The organism is Streptomyces sp. NPDC030991 (genome assembly GCF_055571235.1).
In genome coordinates, this window is record NZ_JBVIFR010000024.1 from 101,078 (window position 1) to 121,523 (window position 20,446).

The following is a 20,446-nucleotide window of genomic DNA, read 5'->3' on the forward strand; positions in this document are numbered from 1 at the left end:
TCCAGATGCGGTCCGGCGTGCAGGCGTGTGTCTCGCGTGCAGGCTATCGCGCGCGGGCGGCCCCGCCGTCACCACTCCAGGGCCCAGGGGCGGCCCGTGCTCGCGAAGTGGCCGACATTCACGCACTCCGTGGCGCCGATCCGCATGCGCCGGGCGAGCGGCTGGTGGACGTGGCCGAAGAGCGCGTAGCGGGGCCGGGTGCGCCGGACGGCCTCCAGGACGGCGCGGCTGCCGCGCTCGAAGCGCCGCGCGACCGTGTCGTAGACCAGTTCCGGGACCTCGGGCGGGATGTGGGTGCAGAGCACGTCGACCTCGCCGACGGCCTCGATCTTGGCGGCGTACTCCTCGTCGCTGATCTCGTAGGGGGTCCGCATGGGGGTGCGCAGGCCGCCGCCGACGAACCCGAAGACCCGGCCGCCGATCTCGACGCGCTCCCCGTCGAGCACGGTGGTGCCGGGGCCCGCGTACTCGCCCCACAGGTGCGGCATGTCGACGTTGCCGTAGGTGGCGTACGTAGGAGAGGGGAAGGCCGCGAACAGCTCCTCGTACTGTTTGCGCACCGCTTTCTCGATGGCGGGGCGGCGGTCGATGCCCGCCCAGAGCCTGGCTCCGAGGGCCCGCGCCTCGTCGAAGCGGCGGGCGGTGCGCAGCTCGACGAGGCGGTCGGCGTTCTCGACCCCGAACAAGTCGGGAAAAATGCCGCGCGAGTGGTCGGCGTAGTCGAGGAAGAGGACCAGGTCACCGAGGCAGACGAGGGCATCGGCCCCCTCGCCCGCCCGTGCGAGGTCGGTGGAGTTTCCGTGCACATCGCTGACCACATGAACGCGCATGCGATCACCCTAGGACGGCGGCTCTAGGGTGGGTAGAGGGGGTCGGACCTGCGGTTACTTCCGGGTCGGCCGGAGCGTGGACTACTGTGCGCAAAGCACCGCCAGGACGTGTGACGCAGCGAACATCTGACCTGGACCCCCTACCGAAAAAGCAGTACTGGTGGGTAACGTCCGGGCAGTCCAGTCGTGCTCAGTTCAATCAAAGGGTTCGCCGACAAGGTACTGAGCACCTGCCCGATCTTGGACCGCACCGACGCATCGCACAGAGTCGTGGCGCCGGCGCCTTATGAGGAGCAGCAGTCTTGCGCGAGTTCAGCCTTCCGGCTTTGTACGAGGTCCCCGCGGACGGCAATCTGACCGACATCGTCCGCAGAAACGCCGCGCAGCACCCGGATGTCGCCGTCATCGGCCGCAAGGTCGACGGTGTCTGGCAGGACGTCACGTCCGTCCGCTTCCTCGCCGAGGTGCTGGCCGCCGCCAAGGGCCTCATCGCCGCCGGCGTGCGCCCGGGCGACCGGGTCGCCCTCATGTCGCGTACGCGCTACGAGTGGACGCTGCTCGACTTCGCGATCTGGAGCGCGGGCGCGATCACCGTCCCGGTCTACGAGACGAGCTCGGCCGAGCAGATCCAGTGGATCCTCGGCGACTCCGGCGCCGTCGGGATCCTCCTCGAATCGGACGCGCACGCGGCGACCGTCGCCTCCGTCCGCGACGGGCTGCCGGAGCTGCGGCACGTCTGGCAGATCGACGCCGGTGGCGTCGAGGAGCTGAACCGCGCCGGCGGCGAGATCACCGACGAGACCGTGGACGAGCGCAGCGCGGCGGCCAAGGCCGACGACCCGGCGACGATCGTCTACACGTCCGGCACCACGGGCCGCCCCAAGGGCTGTGTCCTCACCCACCGCAGCTTCTTCGCGGAGTGCGGCAACGTGGTGGAGCGTCTCAAGCCCCTGTTCCGCACGGGCGAGTGCTCGGTGCTCCTCTTCCTGCCCGTCGCGCACGTCTTCGGCCGGCTGGTCGAGGTGGCCGCGCTGATGGCGCCGATCAAGCTGGGCCACGCCCCCGACATCAAGCACCTCACCGACGAGCTCGCCGCGTTCCGGCCGACCATGATCCTCGGTGTGCCGCGCGTCTTCGAGAAGGTCTACAACTCGGCGCGGGCCAAGGCGCAGGCCGACGGCAAGGGCAAGATCTTCGACAAGGCCGCGGACACGGCGATCGAGTACAGCCGCGCGCTCGACACCCCGAAGGGCCCGTCGCTCGCGCTGAAGCTCAAGTACAAGACGTTCGACAAGCTGGTCTACAGCAAGCTGCGCGCGGTGCTCGGCGGCCGCGGCGAGTACGCGATCTCAGGCGGCGCGCCGCTCGGCGAGCGTCTCGGGCACTTCTTCCGCGGGATCGGCTTCACGGTCCTGGAGGGGTACGGGCTGACCGAGTCCTGCGCCGCGACCGCCTTCAACCCGTGGGACCGGCAGAAGATCGGCACGGTCGGCCAGCCGCTGCCGGGTTCGGTGGTCCGGATCGCCGACGACGGCGAGGTCCTGCTCCACGGCGAGCACCTGTTCACGGGCTACTGGAACAACGAGGGCGCGACGGAGGAGGCGCTCGCCGACGGCTGGTTCCACACGGGGGACATCGGCACGCTCGACGAGGACGGCTACCTCCGCATCACCGGCCGCAAGAAGGAGATCATCGTGACGGCGGGCGGCAAGAACGTCGCCCCGGCCGTCATCGAGGACCGGATCCGCGCGCACGCGCTCGTCGCGGAGTGCATGGTCGTCGGCGACGGGCGGCCGTTCGTCGGCGCCCTGGTCACCATCGACGAGGAGTTCCTCGGCAAGTGGGCCGCGGACCACGGCAAGCCGGCCGGGGCGACGGTGGCTTCGCTGCTCGACGACGCGGATCTGCTGGCCACGGTCCAGACGGCCGTGGACGACGGCAACGCGGCGGTGTCCAAGGCGGAGTCGGTCCGTAAGTTCCGCGTCCTGGGGGCGCAGTTCACGGAGGAGTCGGGGCATCTGACGCCGTCGCTGAAGCTGAAGCGGAACGTTGTCGTGAAGGATTACGCGGACGAGATCGAGGCGCTGTACCGCGGGTAGCGGTAGCGGGTGCGGGTGCCGGGGCGGGGCCGGGCCGGTGGGGGTGTGCGGGTGCGGGTAGCCCGCTCGCCGTGGGGCGGGTCCTTGTTCCTCGGCCTCCGCGCCGTCGTGGTTGCTCGCGCAGTTCCCCGCGCCCCTGGAGCATGCGGCTTCGCCGCAGCCCCATGAGGGCGCACGGAGTGCGCCTTCATGAGGGGCCCCCTGTGCGGCCCCGGCGACCGCTACAACAGCTCCCGCAACCGCTCCGCCAGCAGATCCCACCGCCATCGCTCCTCGACCCACTCCCGGCCGCGCTCCCCCATCCGCCGCCGCAGCTCCGGGTCGCGCAGCAGCGTCACCACCCGGTCGGCGGCCTCCTCGGGGGAGCCGCCCCTGACGACCCAGCCGGTCTCCCCGTCCAGGACCGCGTCCGGCGCCCCGCCCGAGTCACCGGCCACCACGGGCAGCCCCGTCGCTGACGCCTCCAGGTAGACGATGCCGAGGCCCTCGACGTCCAGCCCGCCGCGGCGCGTACGGCAGGGCATGGCGAAGACGTCGCCGGCGCCGTAGTGCGCGGGCAGTTCCTCCCAGGGGACGGCGCCGGTGAAGCGCACGGAGTCCGCGACCCCGGTGTCCCGCGCCAGCGCGCGGAGGTCCTTCTCGTACGGGCCGCCGCCCACGATCAGCAGCACCGCGTCCGGCACGGCCGCCAGGATCCGCGGCAGCGCGAGGATCAGCGTGTCCTGGCCCTTGCGCGGGACGAGGCGTGAGACGCACACGACCACGGGGCGCCGCGACAGGCCCAGCCGGGCGCGTACCGCGTCGCCGCCCGACCCGGGGTGGAACGTCTTCTCGTCGACACCGGGCGGGAGTTGCGTCATGCGCCCGGCCGCCGCGGGCGTCAGCGCCGAAGCGATCCGGGAGCGCGTGTACTCGCCCAGGTAGGTGATCGTGTCCGTCGACTCGCCGATCCGGCGCAACAGGGTCCGGGATACGGGGAGTTGGGCCCAGCCGGCCTCGTGCCCGTGGGTCGTCGCCACCAGCCGCCGCGCGCCCGCCCCGCGCAGCGCGGGCGCCATCAGTCCGAGCGGTGCGGCCGCCCCGAACCACACCGACGTACAGCCGTGCTCCTTCAGGAGGCCCACCGCGCGCCGGGTCACGCGCGGCGTCGGCAGCAGCATCGTCGTAGCGTCGCGTACGACGGTGAACGGCTGCTCCGCGTCGAACGCGGCGGTCGCCTCGGCGCCTTCGCGGTCGCGCTTCCACGTGGAGGCGTAGACGACGAGCTGCTCGGGATCCAGGCGCAGCGCCATGTTGTGCAGAAATGCCTGGATGCCGCCGGGCCGGGGCGGGAAGTCGTTGGTGACGAGCAGCGTCTTGTTTGTCTTGTGCATCGCCGCAGACAGTACCGAACCGCCCACCCGGGCACGGCACGCCGCCTCGGTCCATGGCCACCACACCGTTCTTCCCGGCATGATGGTTCGAATGAAGAGGCGAAATCCCGCGGCACTCCTTGTCACCTGGGCGTTGACCAGGACGCTGCTGTTGCTGTGCGTCTTCAAGGTCCTCGTCGTCCCGGGCCCGGACGTCACCAGCGATGTGTCCGTGATCTACCAGGGCTGGTTCGACGTCCTGCGTACCGGAACGTTTCCTCTGGACGACGTCACCTGGCAGTACCCGCCGGCCGCCGCGGTCGCGATCCTCTCCCCCGCGCTGCTCGCGTTCCTCCCGTACGCGTCCGCGTTCTTCCTGCTGGCGTTCCTGGCCGACGCCGTCGTCCTGCTGATGCTCCTGTACGTCTCCGAGCGCCGGGGCATGCGGCGGCGCGGGGTCTGGGTGTGGGTGGCGGGCCTGCCGCTGCTGGGGCAGACGGTGTACGCGCGCTACGACGTGATGGTGACGGCGGTCGCGGTCGCCGCGTTGCTGGCGGCGGCCCGGCACCCGAGGGCCGCGGGGGTGATGGCCGCGCTCGGCGCGATGCTCAAGGTGTGGCCCGTGCTGCTGTTGATCGGCACCCGGCGCGGGCGCGCCACCCGCGAGTCGTGGGGCGCCGCGGCGCTGACGGCGGGCGGGCTCGCGCTGACCTTCGCGGTCGCGATGCCGGGCGCGTTCGACTTCCTGACGTTCCAGCGCGACCGGGGCACGGAGGTCGAGTCGCTGGGGGCGCTGGTCTTCCATGTGGCGCGGCGGTTCGGCTGGTCGGGCACGGTGCGGCTGAACTACGGCTCGGTCGAGTTCCTCGGCCCGTACGTGGATCTGGTCAGCGTCCTCGCGCAGGGGCTGACCGCGCTCGCCTTCGGCTGGCTGGTGCTGTGGCGGCTGCGGGCCCGCGCCTGGGGGGCCGGCACGCTCGCCGACGCGGCGCTGACGGCGGTGCTGCTGTTCACGACGACGAGCCGGGTGATCAGCCCGCAGTACATGCTGTGGCTGGTCGGTCTCGGCGCCGTGTGCCTGCTGTTCCGCGACAGCCGGATGGCGCTGCCCGTGTGGCTGGTGCTCGCGGCGACGTTCGTGACGTTCCTGGAGTTCCCCCTCTGGTTCGCCCACGTGGTGGGCAGCGACCCCCTGGGCCTCACCCTCCTGCTCGTCCGCAACGGGCTCCTGGTCGTCGCGACGCTGAGCGCCTGCCGTCGCCTGTGGCGGGCCACGGTGACCGAGCCGCGCCGCGCCGCGCAGCCGCCGGCGCCCGATCGGACCACCCGGGACCGGTCGGTGCCGGCCTCTTCCTGAGCTGATCAGCCCAGTTCGGAGCGGACGTACTGCCGCCAGCGCGCCGCGAAGGTCTTCTCGTCGATCCCGAGGACGCTCTGCAGGGCACCGTCCACGGCGCCGGCCCGCCGCGGGTGCCCGCCGACCGCGGTGTAGAACGCGTTGAGCTTCGCCTCGCCCCACTGATCGGCGATCATCCGACAGGCCAGCCAGCCGCTCTCGTACGCCTGCGCGAGCCTGCTGGAGTCGCCGCCGAAGCCGAAGGCCGCGTCGTCGGGCAGCGTGGCGGGCGGGGTGCCCTCCTGCACGGCCCGCTGGAGCTCGGGCGCGGCCTGTCCGGCTGTGCGGTCCGTGTTCCGGTACCCCGTCCAGTCCGCGTACCCCTCCGACAGCCACAGGGGCGTCGCCGCCGAGGTCACCGCGCGGGTGGCGACGTGCGCGGTCTCGTGGGTGAGGACGACCTGCTTGCCGAAGGCGCCGAGCACGCCGTACGCCTCGGGGTTGATGATGACCCGGTCCGCGGGCGCCGTCCCTGATCCGCCCGCCTCGCCCGTCGTGACGGCGGCGATGCCCTGGTAGCCGGAGGCGGGCGCGCCCAGCAGTCCGCCCATCCCGTCGAGGGACTTGGGGACCAGGACGACGACCCGGCGGGTCCAGCGGTCCCCCCAGGCGTCCGTCACCGCGGGCACCGCGTCGTCGGCGAGGTCCGCGTACGAGCTGAGCACGGACCGCTGCTGCCCCACGCCGAGCACGAGACTGTGGGCGCCCTTGACCACCGTGACCTTGCCCTGCTCCCACAACTGCTGGCCGGACTCCTCGGCCGGCGCGTCGTCGACGACGCGCCAGCGCCCGTCGTCGCGCATCAGCGTCAGCGTCCGCTCGGCGACGACCGGTGCCTTGTCGTACCCGTCGACGCGGTAGCGCAGTTCGGCGGCGGCGGTGACCCGGGACCCCGAGCCGTCGAGCCGCGTCAGCTTGTACGCCCACGAGCCCAGCGGGACCGCGGCCAGGTCGAGCGGCAGATAGGGGTCGGCGCCGCCGGTCGCCCGGTACGCGGCGGAGTCCCCGTCGAGGACGGCGGCCGCCCGCCGGTCCAGGACGCGCTGCACGGCGGCCGAACGGGGGTCAGGGCGGACGGGCTCCGGGGCGCAGCCGCAGACGCCGACGAGCAGGGCGCCGAGCGCCGTCCAGCACCCCGCCCTGCCCACCGCACGCCGTCGACCAGCCATCTTCCTGATCGTACGGTGTCCGGGGCGGGCGGGCCTCAGACCCGGGTCACGGAGGAGACCGGCATCATGCCGACCGGGTCGTAGCGGACCGGGGCGCCCGGGTAGGGCGCGTGGATGACCTGGCCGTTGCCGGCGTAGATGGCGATGTGGTGGGCGTCGGAGCCGTAGGCGACCAGGTCGCCGGGCCGCGCCTGGCTCAGCGGGACCTGCTGCCCCGCGTACCGCTGGGCCTGCGAGGTGCGCGGCAGACCGACCCCGGCCTGCCCGTACGACCACTGCATCAGGCCCGAACAGTCGAAGCCGGAGGGGCCGTTGGCGCCCCAGATGTACGGCTTGCCGAGCGCCGACTGGGCGGCGGCGAGGGCGGCGGCCGCACGGTTTGACGACGCGGGGCCCGCGCCCGCCAGGTCGGGGCGTCCGTCGTCCCGGGAGGCCCGCTCGTAGGCGTCGCGCTCGGGGGCCGCCATCGAGTTGAGCAGCCGTCGCGCCGTGGCCAGCTTCGTCTCGACGCCGCGCTTGTGCCGGGCGACGGCCTTGCGGCTCTTGTCCAGCGCGGCGAGGGTGCGCCGGGCCTCGGCACGCTGCTGGGACAGCTCCCGCTGGGCGCCCTGCAGTTCGGTCAGCTCACCGGCCTGGCGGGCGCTGAGCCGGTTGAGGGTGCTGGCCCGGTCGAGGTAGGCGTCCGGGTCGGAGGAGAACATCAGGGCGAGCGAGGGGTCCAGGCCACCGGAGCGGTACTGGGCGCCGGCCACCAGGCCGAGGGCGTGCCGCATCTTGTTGATCCGCTCCTGGCCCCGGGCCACCTGGTCCTGGACGGAGGCGAGTTCGGTGCGGAGCTTGTCGGCGTGCTCGTCGGCCTTGTTGAACGCCTCGGTGGCTGTCTCCGCCTGCTCGTACAGGCGGTCCACCTCGGCCTTGGTGTCGGCCGGCTTGTCCTGCGGCGCGGCGCCCGCCGGAGCGGCGCCGAGGGCGGCGGCAGCCGAGGCGGCGGCCACGGTCAGGACGGTGACGCGCGTGCTCCGGTCGAGAGCCGAGAGACCAGAGTGCGCGGTGCGGCGATGGGACCCCACAGGTAGCCGCTCTCCCTTCCGCTGGCGACAGCGCTGACGATCCCCGTGATCGGGGAATGCGCGCCGACAGTAGCCGCGTGACCACCTCCCGGCCAATGACCGTCCGGGGCCGCACAACGCGGCGCCCCGCCTATGACGCAGGTCATGGGCGGGGCGTGCGGTCAGCGGAGGGAGCCGGAATTCGCTCGAACGGGCGTGTTTCCGGATCGTGTTGAGACCCGGCTCCCGCCGGGCCTCCTTACGAGATCAGATGCGGACGCCGAACTGGAACGACCCGATCGTGCTCATCGACTCGTACCGGACGACGGCGCCGGGGTGCGGGGCGTGCAGCACCTGGCCGTTGCCCGCGTAGAGGCCCACGTGCGCGAGGCTGTTGAAGAAGACGAGGTCACCGGGCTTGAGTTGGCTCATGCCTATCTTGGTGCCGTCGTTCTGCTGGGTGTACGTGGTCCGGGTGATGCCGACACCGGCCTGGTTGTACGCCCACTGCGTGAGGCCCGAGCAGTCGTAGGAGTTGGGGCCCGTGCCGCCGGAGACGTACGCCTTACCGATCTGGGTGGCGGCCGCTGCCAGGGCGGCCCCGCCGAACTTGGAGCCGGGCGCCTCGTTGCCGAGGTCGACGCGGCCGGCGGAGCCGCGGCTGGCGCGGGCGTCGTCGGCGGCCATCTTCTGCCGCTCGGCGGCGGTCAGGCTGTTAAGAAGCTTCTGCGCGGAGCCCAGCTTGCTCTGGACTTCCTTCTTCTTCTTGCCGAGCTCGGTGCGGGTGTCGGCGAGGTCCTTGAGCTTCTCGGAGGCCTCGGCGCGTTCCTGCGCGAGCGTACGCTGCTTGTCCTGGACCTTCTTGAGCGACTGCAGCTGCTGGGCGCTGAGCGAGTCGATCGTGGACGCCTTGTCGAGGTAGTCGTCCGGATCGGCGGAGAGGAAGAGCTGGACGGAGGGGTCGATACCGCCGGAGCGGTACTGCTGGCTGGCGAGCGAACCGAGGCCCGTGCGCAGCTCGTTGAGGTCCTCCTGGCCGCGGGCGACCTTGTCCTGGAGCTCGCCGATCTCCTTCTCGAGCTTCTTCTGCTTCTCCTTGGCCCCGTTGTAGAGGTCGGTGGCCTTCTCCGCCTCTTCGTAGAGCTTGTCGACCTTGGCCTTGACCTCGCTCTTGTCGGGCTTCGGCGCGGCGCTGGCCGCCTGCGAAGTGAGCGCCACGGCAGCGGCGGCGGTCGCGGTGAGCACGGTCACACGGGTGCGGCTCGGCTGCTTGGGTCGACGGTGGGACGCCACGAAGGCGAGCTCCTTCTTCCTTCAGCCGCCCACGAACACCCGGTGGGCGGTTCCCCTCCACCGTCACACACCTCATGTGAGTGATCACCCGAGCGGAGGTTCGAGGCCTGACCCTAGTGATGTTCTTGTGATCAGTTCAAATCCTGGCGAGAAAAATCTCGGTCACCCACTGCATTCTTTGCACACAACTCACGTGCGGTAATGCTCGTTTGACGCTACGTTGCGTGAAGGTTTCGCCAATTCGGGCATATACGACTGTTGTTGCAGACGCGCCCTATGTGCCGCAGGTGGCATCAACCGTGCGAGAGCCGCTTCAGGAGCATGACCGAGGCGACCGGGCGCGCCCCCGCCTTCGCGACGCCGTCGGCGACCTCGCGGTCGGTCGACACGACGATCACCGGCCGGCCTGGCGGCTCGGCGCGCACCAGCTGGCGAATCAATTCATCAGCGGTGACGCCGGCCTTGGAGAACAGCACCCGCACGCCGCGCGGCGGCGCGAGCAGCACCGGCGCGGCCAGCTCGGCCCCGTCGAAGACACAGGTCACCTCGGCCCCGGTCTGCGCGGCGAGCTGGGAGAGGGAGCCGAGCAGCCGCAGCCGCTGCTTCTCCAGCGGCATCGTGGGATACCCGGTCTTGGTCACGTTGTAACCGTCGACCACGAGGTGGGCCTGCGGCAGCGCGAGCAACTGATCGAGAATGGCCGGATCATGCTCGTGCAGAGCGCGCGCCGCGATGTCCTTGGGCGTCATCCGGCCCGGCTCCACGGCGTCCACGGAGTCGGCGGGCCGCGCGGACAGGGGCGGCAACGCCAGCTCCCTGCGCAGCCCCTGAGCGGCCTCCAGGACCGTGTCGAGCAGCAGCCGCACACGCATGTCCTCGACGCTGCGCCCTTCGCGGGCCGCCCTGCGTGACGCCTCCAGGGTCGCCTCGGCCTCGCCGAGCCGCGCCTTGAGCCGCCGGGTCTCGCTCTCCGCCGCGGACACCTGGGCCTGCCCCTCGGCCCGCACCGCCTCGGCCTCGGCCTGCGCCTTGCGCACGGCGGCCTCGCCGCGCTTCACGTCGCTGAGGGCCGCCCGCAGCTTGCGGTGCACGGCGTCGGCCTCGCGCCGGGCGGTGTCCAGCTCAACGCGGAGCCGCTCCGTCTCGGTCTTGGTGTGGGCCTGCGCCTCGGCGAGCCGGTCGCGCAGCGACTGCAGCTCGGCGCGGGTCTCCTCGTCGGCCCGCTCGGCGTCGGCGCGCTGGGCCTCCTCACCGGCGGCGGCGACCAGCTTCACCCAGCCCACGGGGCGCAGCACGTACGCGGCGGCGGCCACGTCCAGCGGGTCCGCTGCGGGTGGCGGCGAACCGGCGTCGAGCGCGCCGCACAGCTCGGGCTGCGTCTCCCGGAACCGGTCGGCGATCCGCTGCCGGAACAGCGTCTCGTTCTCCACGGCCGCGGCCATCGCGTTGCCGGCGAACTTCACCCGACGTGTCGGGGTGAAGCGCGCATACTGCCGCAACTGAGGCGGCAGTTCGCCGACGGTCAGACCGCCGAAGCCGTCCGAGACGATCTGCACGACCCGCCGCCGTACGCCTTCGGGCAGCGGCCGGTCGAGCACCTCGGCGGCGGCCTGCTCAGCGGCTGCGGCCTCCCCGCCTGTGCTCTCCACCATCCGACACCCCAATGTCGCTGTGGGGCCGCTCCCTCAGGAGTCGGCGCCCGGCCTGTCCACCAGTTCCACCTGATCCACCGCGTTGCACCAACGGCAGCGCACCGACTCGATGGTCTCACTGACCACCTCGCGTTCCTCGACGTTCGGCTCACCGGCGAGGTCGAGGTGCAGGTACTCGACGACCTTCGAGGAGCGGGTCACGTCGAAGCGCGTGAGATTGCCGCAGAGCGTGCAGCGCCAGCGGGTGGTGGCGGTCGGCAGGGGAACCGGCATCGGACTGTCGCCTCTTCCTTCGCGCACGGGCCTCGGCGTATGCGCTTTTCCGTGGTGCGTGGTGCGTGCTTTATTGCCCGTAACCCTACGGCCTGCCGTACACCGCCCGCTCCCCGCCTTGCGTCATGCTCTCTCTCATGATCGGCAACGGACGCGCCGCGATCGGCAGAGTGACCGCATTCCTCAGAGGGCATCCGGCTCCGGTCACGTACGGAATCATCGCCGTCTGCTGCGTGACCTTCGTGCTCTCCCCCTCCTCGGGGCTCAACCCGTCCTACGGCATGGGCGACCATCTCCTCACCGCGCAGAGTGCCTACTTCGAGCGGTGGGGTGTACTGCCCGCCGAACTCTTCACCGGATCACCCCGCGCCGCCCTCACCCCGGCCACAGCCCTGTTCGTGCACGGCAGCTGGGTGCATCTGCTCGGCAACATGCTCTTCCTCTACGTCTTCGGGGCGATGGTCGAAGAACGCATGGGGCATCTGCCGTATGCGCTCTTCTATCTGATCAGCGGCTACCTGGCACTGCTCGGCTACGCGGCCGCCCACGCCGGCTCCGAGCAGACGCTGGTCGGTGCCTCGGGGGCGATCTCGGCGGTGCTCGGCGCCTTCCTCTACCTGTTCCCCGACGCGCGCGTGACGAGCGTCTTCCCGTTCCTGCTCTTCCTTCCGCTGCGCTTCCCCGCGTGGGTGGTGCTGCCGTTCTGGGTGGCGCTCCAGTGGGCGGCGGCGGGGCAGGACAGCCAGGGGCCGGGCGTCGCCTACCTCGCCCACCTGATCGGCTTCTCCGTCGGGTTCCTCTACGCGTGGGTGAGGTACAGGGCCCGGGCTAAGGTGAGAGCAGCCCCAGCCACGGCCACCGAGGGAGACAGCCAGCCGTGATCACCGCGATCGTGCTCATCAAGACCAGCGTGGACCGGATCCCCGAGATCGCGGAGTCGATCGCGGCGCTCGACAGCGTCAGCGAGGTCTTCTCCGTCACCGGCACGTACGACTTGATCGCCATGGTCCGGGTGGCCCGGCATGACGATCTGGCCGACGTCATTCCCGGGAAGATCAGCAAGATCCAGGGCGTCGAGGCGACGGACACGCATGTGGCGTTCCGCACGTATTCGCAACATGACCTTGAGGCCGCTTTTTCGATCGGGCTCGACAGCTAGCGCCGCCCAGGGGCGCGGGACTGTAGCGATCTGCGGCTCCGCCGCGTGGGCGCGCTCAGCCATGGAAAAGCCGCGGACGCGTCTGCTCATGCAGCGAGCAGACGCGTCTGCGGCTTTCGTCGTCGTGGCTGGTCGCGCAGTTCCCCGCGCCCCTAGCGGGCCGGGACGCAGCGGCCCTCTTCCGTGCGGTAGGTCCACGCGGCGCCGTCGCGCACCAGCGCCTTCACCGCGCCCACGAACCGCTCCACGTGCTCGTCCGGCGTCCCGGCGCCGAAGCTGACCCGGATGGCGTTCAGCGACTTCTCGCCCGGCGCCGTCTCCGGCGCCCCGCACTCGCCCTGGGTGCCCGGGTCGGAGCCGAGCAGCGTCCGCACGAGCGGGTGGGCGCAGAACAGGCCGTCCCGCACACCGATGCCGTACTCGGCGGAGAGCGCGGCGGCGAAGTGCGAGGAGTTCCAGCCCTCGACGACGAAGGAGAGGACGCCGACGCGCGGGGCGTCGTCCCCGAACAGGGAGAGCACCTTCACCTCGGGCACCTCCGCGAGCCCTTCGCGCACCTTGCGGATCAGGTACTGCTCACGGGCGACCAGCTGGTCGAAGCCGGCCTCGGTCAGCGCCTTGCAGGCGGAGGCGATGGAGTACACGCCGATGACGTTCGGTGAGCCGGCCTCGTGCCGGGCGGCGCTCTCGTGCCACTCCACGTCCACGCCGCCGTCGGCGCGCCGCGCGACCTTGCGGGAGGCGCCGCCACCGGCCAGGTACGGCTCGGCCGCGCGCAGCCAGTCGGCGCGGCCGGCGAGCACACCGCTTCCGAACGGGGCGTACAGCTTGTGCCCGGAGAAGGCGATCCAGTCGACGTCGAGGTCCTGGACGGAGACCGGGTGGTGGGGGGCGAGCTGGGCGGCGTCGAGGACGATCCGGGCGCCGTGCGCGTGCGCGGCGGCGGCCAGTTCGCGCACCGGCCAGAGCTCGCCGGTGACGTTCGAGGCACCGGTGACGCAGACGAGCGCCGGCCCGTGCGGGTCGCGGTCGGCGAGCGCCCGCTCCAGGGTCGCGACGGCCTCGCCGGGGGTGCGCGGCGCGTTCAGGTACGTCACGCGGGCGTCGCGCCAGGGCAGCAACGACGCGTGGTGCTCGGTCTCGAAGACGAAGACCTGGCAGTCGGCGGGGAGCGCGGCGGCGAGCAGGTTGAGCGAGTCGGTGGTGGACCGGGTGAAGACGACCTGGTCGTCCTCGCGGCAGTCGAGGAACTCGGCGACCGTGGTCCGGGAGTTCTCGAAGAGGTCGGTCGACAGCTGGGAGAGGTATCCGGCGCCGCGGTGCACGCTGCCGTAGTACGGGGCATAGGCGGCGACGTCGTCCCAGACGCGCTGCAGGGCGGGCGCGCTGGCGGCGTAGTCGAGCGCGGCGTACGTCACTTCGCCACCGGTGACGAGCGGCACGGTCACGTCCCGGCCGAGCACCGGCAGCGGGGCCCCACAGGACGGGTCGGCGGACTCGACGGAGGCGGGGGTGGCGGTGGCGGTGGCGGTGGTCTGAGCGGACATGGCTGTCTCCCGGCATGACAAGGCGAAGTGGCGGTGAGGAGCCCGTACGGCAGCGGTCGACCGGCTTACGGCGTACGGGAATCGACCTCGACGCACGGCGCGGACACGGCCGTACGGAGGGTGGTGGAGATGGTGAAGAAGGGGCCGCCCGGCCCTAGGGCCTGTCTGATAATTCCCGTCGTCGCCCGAAGGGCGGCCCTGCGGCGTCTGGTGCGTGCTCTCGGCGTGCTGGGTGCAAGGCCTCGTACTGGACGTACTTGGCCTGGTGCCCGGTGCGGCGAGAGTGCGTGCAGGCGTCGCAGGGCAGACGGGAATTGTCAGACAGGCCCTAGCACATTCGCTTGCTCACGAGACTGCTCCCTCAAACGACCCAGGACCCCTAGGAGTTCGCGAGGGGTCCGCGCTTGCCACAAGCCTTGCTGCTTGCGGCCTGGTCTTCACCCAGGGCACCCCGCCACGGACGGAGGGTTGCCGGACAGCGGGCTGGGGCCTCGATCGCTGTCACTCATGACCTTGAAAAGCATCCTGCCATATCTTCCCGATACGGCAAGGGCGCAGTCCGCTCTGTGAGACATGCCGGACCGCGCCCCGCGCGCGCGTACCGCTCAGCGGTTGGTCGCCGCCACCCACCGCTCCAGGGTCGCCTTCGCCGCGCCGGAGTCGATCGACTCGGCCGCGCGGTCCATGCCGGCCCGGAGCTGTTCGGCGAGCGTCCCGGTGCCCGGCCGGACGGCCACGAGCGCGGCGGCCGAGTTCAGCAGCACGGCGTCCCGCACGGGCCCGCGCTCCCCGTCGAGCAGCCGCCGCGCCACCTCCGCGTTGTACGAGGCGTCCGCGCCGCGCAGCGCCTCCACGGGCACCAGGTCGAGGCCCACGTCCCGGGGGTCGAAGGACTCCTCGCGCACGGCCCCGTCGCGGACGACCCAGACCCGGGAGGTGGCGGTGGTGGTCAGCTCGTCGAGCCCGTCGTCGCCGCGGAAGACCAGGGAGGAGTTGCCGCGCTCGGCGAAGACCCCGGCCACAACGGGCGCCATCCGCGCGTCGGCCACACCGACCGCCTGCGAGCGCACGCGGGCCGGGTTGGTCAGCGGGCCCAGCAGGTTGAAGACGGTCCGGATGCCGAGCTGGCCGCGGGCGGCGCCCGCGTACCGCAGCGCCGGGTGGAACTTCACGGCGAAGCAGAAGGTGATCCCCGCCTCCTCCGCGATCTGCGGGACCCGGGCGGGCGCCAGCTCCAGATTGACGCCGAGCTTCTCCAGCACGTCGGAGGCGCCGGAGGCCGAGGAGGCGGCGCGGTTGCCGTGCTTGACGACCTTCACTCCGGTGCCGGCGATCACGATGGCGGACATGGTGGAGATGTTGACGGTCTTGGCGCCGTCGCCGCCGGTGCCGACGATGTCGACGGTCTCCCCCGGCACCTCGATCACATTGGCGTGCTCGTACATGGCGCGTACCAGACCGGAGATCTCCTCCACGGTCTCGCCCTTGGCCCGCAGCGCCACCACGAAACCGGCGATCTGCGCGTCGGTCGCCTCGCCCCGCATGATCCGGTCCATCGCCCACGCGGTGTCGTCGGCGCTCTGGTCACGGCCGTCCAGCAGGCCGTTGAGGACGGAGGGCCAGGAACGACCCGCCGCGGTGTCGCCTCCAGCGGGGTGCAAAGCGCTCATGGCCGCTCCATGTGAAGTCAGAAAGGGCTGCGCGGCGTGCGGCCGCGCAGCCCTACCCTATCCAGCGCCGCGGACGGCAAAGAGCCCCCGTCCAGTGCCTGGACGAGGGCTCCTGCCGTGGCGGACAGTTCAGAGATCAGTGGTGGCCGTGGCCGCTGGTGATCTCCTTGTACTCCTCTGCGGTGGGCTTGGGGATCTGGTTGTTCTCCCCGTAGAAGCCCTTCGAGAGCTTGGCGCGGGCCTTCTGCAGACGCGACTGCTTGCGCTCGACACCGTTCTCGTCGACCGACGGGCCGAGCTCGACCGGCTTGTACTGCTCGTGCGCCGTGAGCGTGTGCAGCGCCTCCTGGCCGAGCGGCTCGTGCACCTCGATGAACTCACCGTGCGGCAGGCGCTTGATGATGCCGGACTCGCGTCCGTGCAGCACCTTGTCCCGGTCGCGGCGCTGGAGGCCGAGGCAGATCCGCTTGGTGGCGATGAACACCAGGACCGGCACGACGAAGAAGCCGATCCGGACGAACCAGGTGATCGCGTTGATCGACAGGTGGAAGTGCGTGGCCCAGAGGTCGTTGCCACCACCGACGAGCAGGACGAAGTACCAGGAGATCCACGCGGCACCGAAGGCCGTACGCGTCGGGACGTTGCGCGGGCGGTCCAGGATGTGGTGCTCGCGCTTGTCGCCGGTGACCCAGGACTCGATGAACGGGTAGACCGCGATCGCGACCAGGACCAGCGGGAAGATGATCAGCGGGACGAAGACACCCAGGACGAGCGTGTGGCCCCAGAGATTGATCTCCCAGCCCGGCATCGTACGGATCAGGCCCTCGGAGAAGCCCATGTACCAGTCGGGCTGCGCGCCGGTCGACACCTGGTCGATGCGGTACGGGCCCATGGCCCAGATCGGGTTGATCGAGGCGATGGCCGCGACGATCGCGATGACGCCGAAGACCAGGAAGAAGAAGCCACCCGCCTTGGCCATGTAGACCGGCAGCAGCGGCATGCCGACGACGTTCTTCTCGGTCTTTCCGGCACCCGCGAACTGCGTGTGCTTATGGTAGAAGACCAGGATCAGGTGGGCCACCATCAGGCCGAGCATGATGCCCGGCAGCAGCAGGATGTGGACCGAGTAGAACCGTGCGACGAAGTCGCCGCCCGGGAACTCGCCGCCGAAGAGGAAGAACGACAGGTACGTGCCGACGATCGGCACGGACAGGACCGCGCCCTCCATGAAGCGGACACCGGTGCCGGAGAGCAGGTCGTCCGGGAGCGAGTAACCGGTGAAGCCGGTGAACATGCCCAGGACGAACAGCAGGAAGCCGAACAGCCAGTTGACCTCACGCGGCTTGCGGAACGCGCCCGTGAAGAACACGCGCATCATGTGCACGAACATGCCGGCGAGGAAGATCAGCGCGGCCCAGTGGTGGATCTGCCGGATCAGCAGGCCACCGCGCACATCGAAGGAGATGTGCATGGTCGAGTTGAACGCCTCGGACATCAGCTGTCCCTGCAGCGGGACATAGCTGCCGTGGTACTCCACCTCGTTCATCGACGGGTGGAAGAACAGCGTCAGATACACACCCGTGAGGATGATGATGATGAAGCTGTACATGCAGATCTCGCCGAGCATGAAGGACCAGTGGTCCGGGAAGATCTTGCGCATGTTGGACTTGGCCAGGGAGTAGATCCCCAGGCGGCCGTCCGCCCAGTCGGCGACGCGCTCGCCGGCCGGTGCCTTCTCGCGAGAAGGCGCCTCGTTGGTGGTCGTAGTACTCATCCGCGCTCCCAGAAGGCAGGACCGACGGGCTCATCGAAGTCGCCCAGCGCCTCGAGGTAGCCCTCGGAGTCGACGCCGATGCGCAGCTGCGGCAGAGCGTGACCGGCCGGACCGAAGATCACCCGCGCACCGTCGGAGAGGTCGAAGGTGGACTGGTGGCACGGGCACAGCACGTGGTGCGTCTGCTGCTCGTACAGGGAGATCGGGCAACCGACGTGGGTGCAGATCTTCGAGTACGCGACAACACCCTCGTGGGACCACTCGAGCTCGCGCTTGTCCTTGATGTTCTCCGGCTGGATCCGGACCAGCATCAGCGCGGCCTTGCCCATCACCTGCTGGAAGTCCTCGTCATGCTCCTCCACGCCCTCGGGCTTGGCGAAGGTGAGCGAACCGACCGCGATGTCCGAAGCACGCAGCGGCTCGTTCGTGTTCATGTTGACGAGCTTCAGGCCCTTCTTCCACGCCGTGTGGCGCAGCTTCGTGCCCGGCAGCGGGCCGAGGTCACGAAGGAGGACGACGCCGGAGAGCGGCACCAGGGCCAGCGCGCCGAAGAGCGTGTTGCGGATCAGCTTGCGCCGACCGAACTGCGACTCCCGCGCACCGTCGGCGAAGTCCGCGAGGACCTGCGCCTTGACCTCGGGCTCTGCCTCGATCGGGTGACGCTCGGAGGCGACCTCGACGTCGGACATCAGGGTGCGGGCCCAGTGGACCGCGCCCGCGCCGATGCAGAACAGGGCCACGCCGAGGGTCATGCCCAGCGCGAAGTTGAGCGCGCTGATGTGACCGATGGGGAAGACGTAGATGCTCTGGTCGACGTCGATGGCGACGTACGAGGCGATGAAGGCGACGGTGGCCAGCATCGAGATCGTGAACAGCATCGCCACGACACGCTCGGACCGCCTGGCGGCCCGTTCGTCGATGTCCTGGATCCGGTGCTCGTGCTCCGGCAGCCCCGGGTCGGCGAAGGGGTTGTCCTTCACCGCTACCGAGGACCCGTGCCCGGTCTCCTGCTCGGTGGGCAGGTTCTCTTCTGGAATGTCTTGGCTACTCATGACTTCTTGGCCTTTGCGGTCCGAGCGGCGACCCAGATGGCGACGGCGACCAGGGCGCCCAGACCGAAGATCCAGGCGAACAGGCCCTCACTGACCGGGCCGAGCCCGCCCAGCTTGAGGCCGCCGGGGCTCTCGGACTTGTCACCGTTGACCGCGTCGAGGTACGCGATGATGTCCTTCTTGTTCTGCTTGGTCATCGTCGTGTCCGGGAAGGACGGCATGTTCTGCGGGCCGGTCTGCATGGCCTCGTAGATGTGCTTGGGAGCGACGTCTTCGAGGGTCGGCGCGAACTTGCCGTGCGTCAGGGCGCCACCTTCACCGGTGAAGTTGTGGCACTGCGCGCAGTTGGTGCGGAACAGCTCACCACCCTTGGCGATGTTCGCACCGTCCGGGTTGTAGTCCTTCGAGGTCGGCGCCACGGGACCGGCGCCCAGCGAGGCGATGTACGCCGCCAGCTGGTCGATCTCGGCCTGTGTGTAGATGACCTTCTTGCGCGGGACCTGAGCGCCCGGCTGCTGGGCCGGCATGCGGCCCGTACCGACCTGGAAGTCGACGGCGGCAGAGCCGACACCAACCAGGCTCGGGCCGTCGCTGCTGCCCTGACCGCCGGTTCCGTGGCAGCTGGCGCAGCCGACGGAGTAGAGCTTCTTGCCCTCGTCGATGGCGAGGGACTGGGCGGTTTCATCGGCCTGCGCCTTGCTCGCGGGCGCGAACGCGGCGTACAGCCCCCCGGTGGCCGCCAGCGCGAGGAGTAGGACGACGACCGCCGCCAGCGGATGGCGTCGTCGTGCGGAGAGCTTTTTCACGGATTACCCCGGTGTCAGGATCTTCTGCGTCGGTGCTGCGGGAATGTGTCGGGTACTACGCCCGATGCTGTGATCGTCGAACTACTTGATCAGATAGATCGTGGCGAAGAGGCCGATCCAGACGACGTCGACGAAGTGCCAGTAGTAGGACACGACGATGGCGGCGGTCGCCTGCTGGTGGGTGAACCTCCGGGCCGCGTACGTCCTGCCGAGGACGAACAGGAAGGCGATGAGCCCGCCTGTCACGTGCATGCCGTGGAAGCCGGTGGTCAGGTAGAAGACCGAGCCGTACGGGTCGGAGGAGAGCGAGAGCCCATCCTTCTTGACCAGCTCGGTGTACTCGAAGACCTGACCGCCGATGAAGATCGCACCCATGATGAAGGTGACGATGAACCACATTCTGAGCTTCTTCACGTCCCCGCGCTCGGCGGCGAACACGCCGAGCTGACAGGTCAGAGAGGAGAGCACCAGGATCGTGGTGTTCGTCGCCGAGAACGGAAGGTTCAGGCTCGACGCCATTTCCTTCCAGTGCTCCGGTCCCGTCACCGATCGCAGGGTGAAGTACATCGCGAAGAGGGCCGCGAAGAACATCAGCTCGGAACTCAGCCAGATGATGGTTCCGACGCTGGTGAGGTTCGGTCGATTGACCGACGGGTGCGCGTGCCCGGTTTCTACTGTCGTTGCTGTCGCCACGACCGACATTATGTCGGTCGCTTATCTCGCCCTCACTCCGGGGGGTGCCGTTCGGAGTGTCTGAGGGGTGTGTCCAGCCCATATGGCCCATCGGAGGGCTGTGCGAACCGGTGTTGACGGGGTGTCGGGAGGAGTAGGCTCCGCGCCTGAGACGCCTTAAGCGCCCCTGCCCGACAACGCCTCGGAGGAACGATGCAGTCGACCGCGACGGTTCTGGTCTACAGCGACGACGCCAACACGCGGGAGCAGGTCCGTCTGGCCACCGGCCGCAGGCCCGCGTCGGACGTCCCCGAGGTCCGGTTCATCGAGTGCGCGACGCTGCCGGCCGTCCTCAAGGAGCTGGACCGGGGCGGTGTCGACGTCTGCGTCCTGGACGGCGAGGCGGCCCCCGCGGGCGGCATGGGCGTGTGCCGGCAGATCAAGGACGAGATCTTCCGCTGCCCGCCGGTGCTGCTCCTCATCGGCCGCCCGCAGGACGCCTGGCTGGCCACGTGGAGCCGCGCGGAGGCCGCTGTGACGCTGCCGGTCGACCCGGTGGAGTTCCCCGAGGCGCTGGCCTCCCTGCTCCGTTCCCGGCAGGCCGTCAGCGCCTGACGCGCCGGGCACGACGCGACTCCCGTACGGCCGGACGG

18 protein-coding genes and 1 riboswitch are annotated in these 20,446 nt (G+C 70.4%); of the genes, 5 read left to right on the forward strand and 13 right to left on the reverse strand.

Annotated features, from left to right (window positions below; translation table 11 throughout):
• Window positions 1–68 precede the first annotated feature (68 nt).
• Window positions 69–830: a metallophosphoesterase family protein gene (locus ACZ45E_RS33455; RefSeq protein ID WP_468228225.1), complete on the reverse strand. Its 762-nt coding sequence runs from the start codon at window positions 828–830 to the stop codon at window positions 69–71.
• A gap of 302 nt (window positions 831–1,132) precedes the next feature.
• On the opposite strand from ACZ45E_RS33455, the gene ACZ45E_RS33460 reads away from it, so the two are divergent.
• Window positions 1,133–2,929 carry an AMP-dependent synthetase/ligase gene (locus ACZ45E_RS33460; protein WP_468228228.1) on the forward strand — a complete coding sequence of 599 codons (1,797 nt, stop codon included), beginning with the start codon at window positions 1,133–1,135 and terminating at the stop codon, window positions 2,927–2,929.
• A 221-nt stretch (window positions 2,930–3,150) separates the two neighbouring features.
• Here the strand turns inward: ACZ45E_RS33460 and ACZ45E_RS33465 are convergent, their stop codons facing one another.
• Window positions 3,151–4,302: a glycosyltransferase family 4 protein gene (locus ACZ45E_RS33465; protein WP_468228231.1), complete on the reverse strand. Its 1,152-nt coding sequence runs from the start codon at window positions 4,300–4,302 to the stop codon at window positions 3,151–3,153.
• 79 nt (window positions 4,303–4,381) lie between these two features.
• Here ACZ45E_RS33465 and ACZ45E_RS33470 point away from each other — a divergent pair, with 79 nt between their 5' ends.
• Window positions 4,382–5,638 (forward strand): glycosyltransferase 87 family protein, encoded by a 1,257-nt coding sequence (locus ACZ45E_RS33470; protein WP_468228234.1) that lies wholly within the window; start codon window positions 4,382–4,384, stop codon window positions 5,636–5,638.
• 5 nt (window positions 5,639–5,643) lie between these two features.
• On the opposite strand, the gene ACZ45E_RS33475 is transcribed toward ACZ45E_RS33470, so the two are convergent.
• The 5 genes from ACZ45E_RS33475 to ACZ45E_RS33495 all read right to left on the reverse strand — a co-directional run bounded on the left by ACZ45E_RS33475 (window position 5,644) and on the right by ACZ45E_RS33495 (window position 11,113).
• On the reverse strand, window positions 5,644–6,846 hold the full coding sequence (locus ACZ45E_RS33475; RefSeq protein ID WP_468228237.1) for a hypothetical protein: 1,203 nt from the start codon (window positions 6,844–6,846) through the stop codon (window positions 5,644–5,646).
• 35 nt (window positions 6,847–6,881) lie between these two features.
• Entirely contained in the window at window positions 6,882–7,916 is a 1,035-nt protein-coding gene (locus ACZ45E_RS33480) for a C40 family peptidase (protein WP_468228240.1), read from the reverse strand.
• 246 nt (window positions 7,917–8,162) lie between these two features.
• Window positions 8,163–9,188, reverse strand: coding sequence for a C40 family peptidase (locus ACZ45E_RS33485; RefSeq protein WP_468228243.1), 1,026 nt, complete (start codon window positions 9,186–9,188; stop codon window positions 8,163–8,165).
• A gap of 293 nt (window positions 9,189–9,481) precedes the next feature.
• Window positions 9,482–10,840, reverse strand: a complete 1,359-nt coding sequence (locus ACZ45E_RS33490) for an NYN domain-containing protein (RefSeq protein ID WP_468228247.1) — start codon at window positions 10,838–10,840, stop codon at window positions 9,482–9,484.
• Window positions 10,841–10,873: 33 nt separating this feature from the next.
• A complete protein-coding gene (locus tag ACZ45E_RS33495) occupies window positions 10,874–11,113 on the reverse strand; it encodes a hypothetical protein (protein ID WP_404211511.1) in 240 nt (79 codons plus the stop codon).
• A 137-nt stretch (window positions 11,114–11,250) separates the two neighbouring features.
• Here ACZ45E_RS33495 and ACZ45E_RS33500 point away from each other — a divergent pair, with 137 nt between their 5' ends.
• Window positions 11,251–11,994 (forward strand): rhomboid family intramembrane serine protease, encoded by a 744-nt coding sequence (locus ACZ45E_RS33500; RefSeq protein ID WP_468228248.1) that lies wholly within the window; start codon window positions 11,251–11,253, stop codon window positions 11,992–11,994.
• Window positions 11,991–12,272: an Lrp/AsnC family transcriptional regulator gene (locus ACZ45E_RS33505; protein ID WP_468228251.1), complete on the forward strand. Its 282-nt coding sequence runs from the start codon at window positions 11,991–11,993 to the stop codon at window positions 12,270–12,272. The genes ACZ45E_RS33500 and ACZ45E_RS33505 overlap by 4 nt, the downstream gene beginning before the upstream one ends.
• 152 nt (window positions 12,273–12,424) lie before the next feature.
• Here ACZ45E_RS33505 and ACZ45E_RS33510 read toward each other — a convergent pair whose 3' ends face one another.
• From ACZ45E_RS33510 to ctaE, 6 genes are all read right to left on the reverse strand, one after another.
• A complete protein-coding gene (locus ACZ45E_RS33510) occupies window positions 12,425–13,819 on the reverse strand; it encodes an aminotransferase class V-fold PLP-dependent enzyme (protein WP_468228254.1) in 1,395 nt (464 codons plus the stop codon).
• A gap of 395 nt (window positions 13,820–14,214) precedes the next feature.
• Window positions 14,215–14,332: riboswitch (SAM riboswitch) on the reverse strand.
• A gap of 92 nt (window positions 14,333–14,424) precedes the next feature.
• Complete coding sequence (gene trpD, locus ACZ45E_RS33515) at window positions 14,425–15,489, reverse strand: anthranilate phosphoribosyltransferase (RefSeq protein ID WP_468228256.1); 1,065 nt, start codon at window positions 15,487–15,489, stop codon at window positions 14,425–14,427.
• A gap of 136 nt (window positions 15,490–15,625) precedes the next feature.
• Complete coding sequence (gene qcrB / locus ACZ45E_RS33520; RefSeq protein WP_468228259.1) at window positions 15,626–17,263, reverse strand: cytochrome bc1 complex cytochrome b subunit; 1,638 nt, start codon at window positions 17,261–17,263, stop codon at window positions 15,626–15,628.
• Window positions 17,260–18,315, reverse strand: a complete 1,056-nt coding sequence (qcrA, locus tag ACZ45E_RS33525; RefSeq protein WP_468228262.1) for a cytochrome bc1 complex Rieske iron-sulfur subunit — start codon at window positions 18,313–18,315, stop codon at window positions 17,260–17,262. Before qcrA ends, qcrB begins: the two co-directional genes overlap by 4 nt.
• The gene (gene qcrC / locus ACZ45E_RS33530) at window positions 18,312–19,121 is read right to left on the reverse strand and encodes a cytochrome bc1 complex diheme cytochrome c subunit (RefSeq protein ID WP_468228265.1); all 810 of its coding nucleotides are present in this window, start codon (window positions 19,119–19,121) and stop codon (window positions 18,312–18,314) included. The genes qcrA and qcrC overlap by 4 nt, the downstream gene beginning before the upstream one ends.
• Before the next feature lie 81 nt (window positions 19,122–19,202).
• On the reverse strand, window positions 19,203–19,823 hold the full coding sequence (ctaE, locus tag ACZ45E_RS33535) for an aa3-type cytochrome oxidase subunit III (protein WP_468228267.1): 621 nt from the start codon (window positions 19,821–19,823) through the stop codon (window positions 19,203–19,205).
• 183 nt (window positions 19,824–20,006) lie between these two features.
• On the opposite strand from ctaE, the gene ACZ45E_RS33540 reads away from it, so the two are divergent.
• Window positions 20,007–20,408, forward strand: coding sequence for a hypothetical protein (locus tag ACZ45E_RS33540; RefSeq protein ID WP_468228269.1), 402 nt, complete (start codon window positions 20,007–20,009; stop codon window positions 20,406–20,408).
• Window positions 20,409–20,446 lie beyond the last annotated feature (38 nt).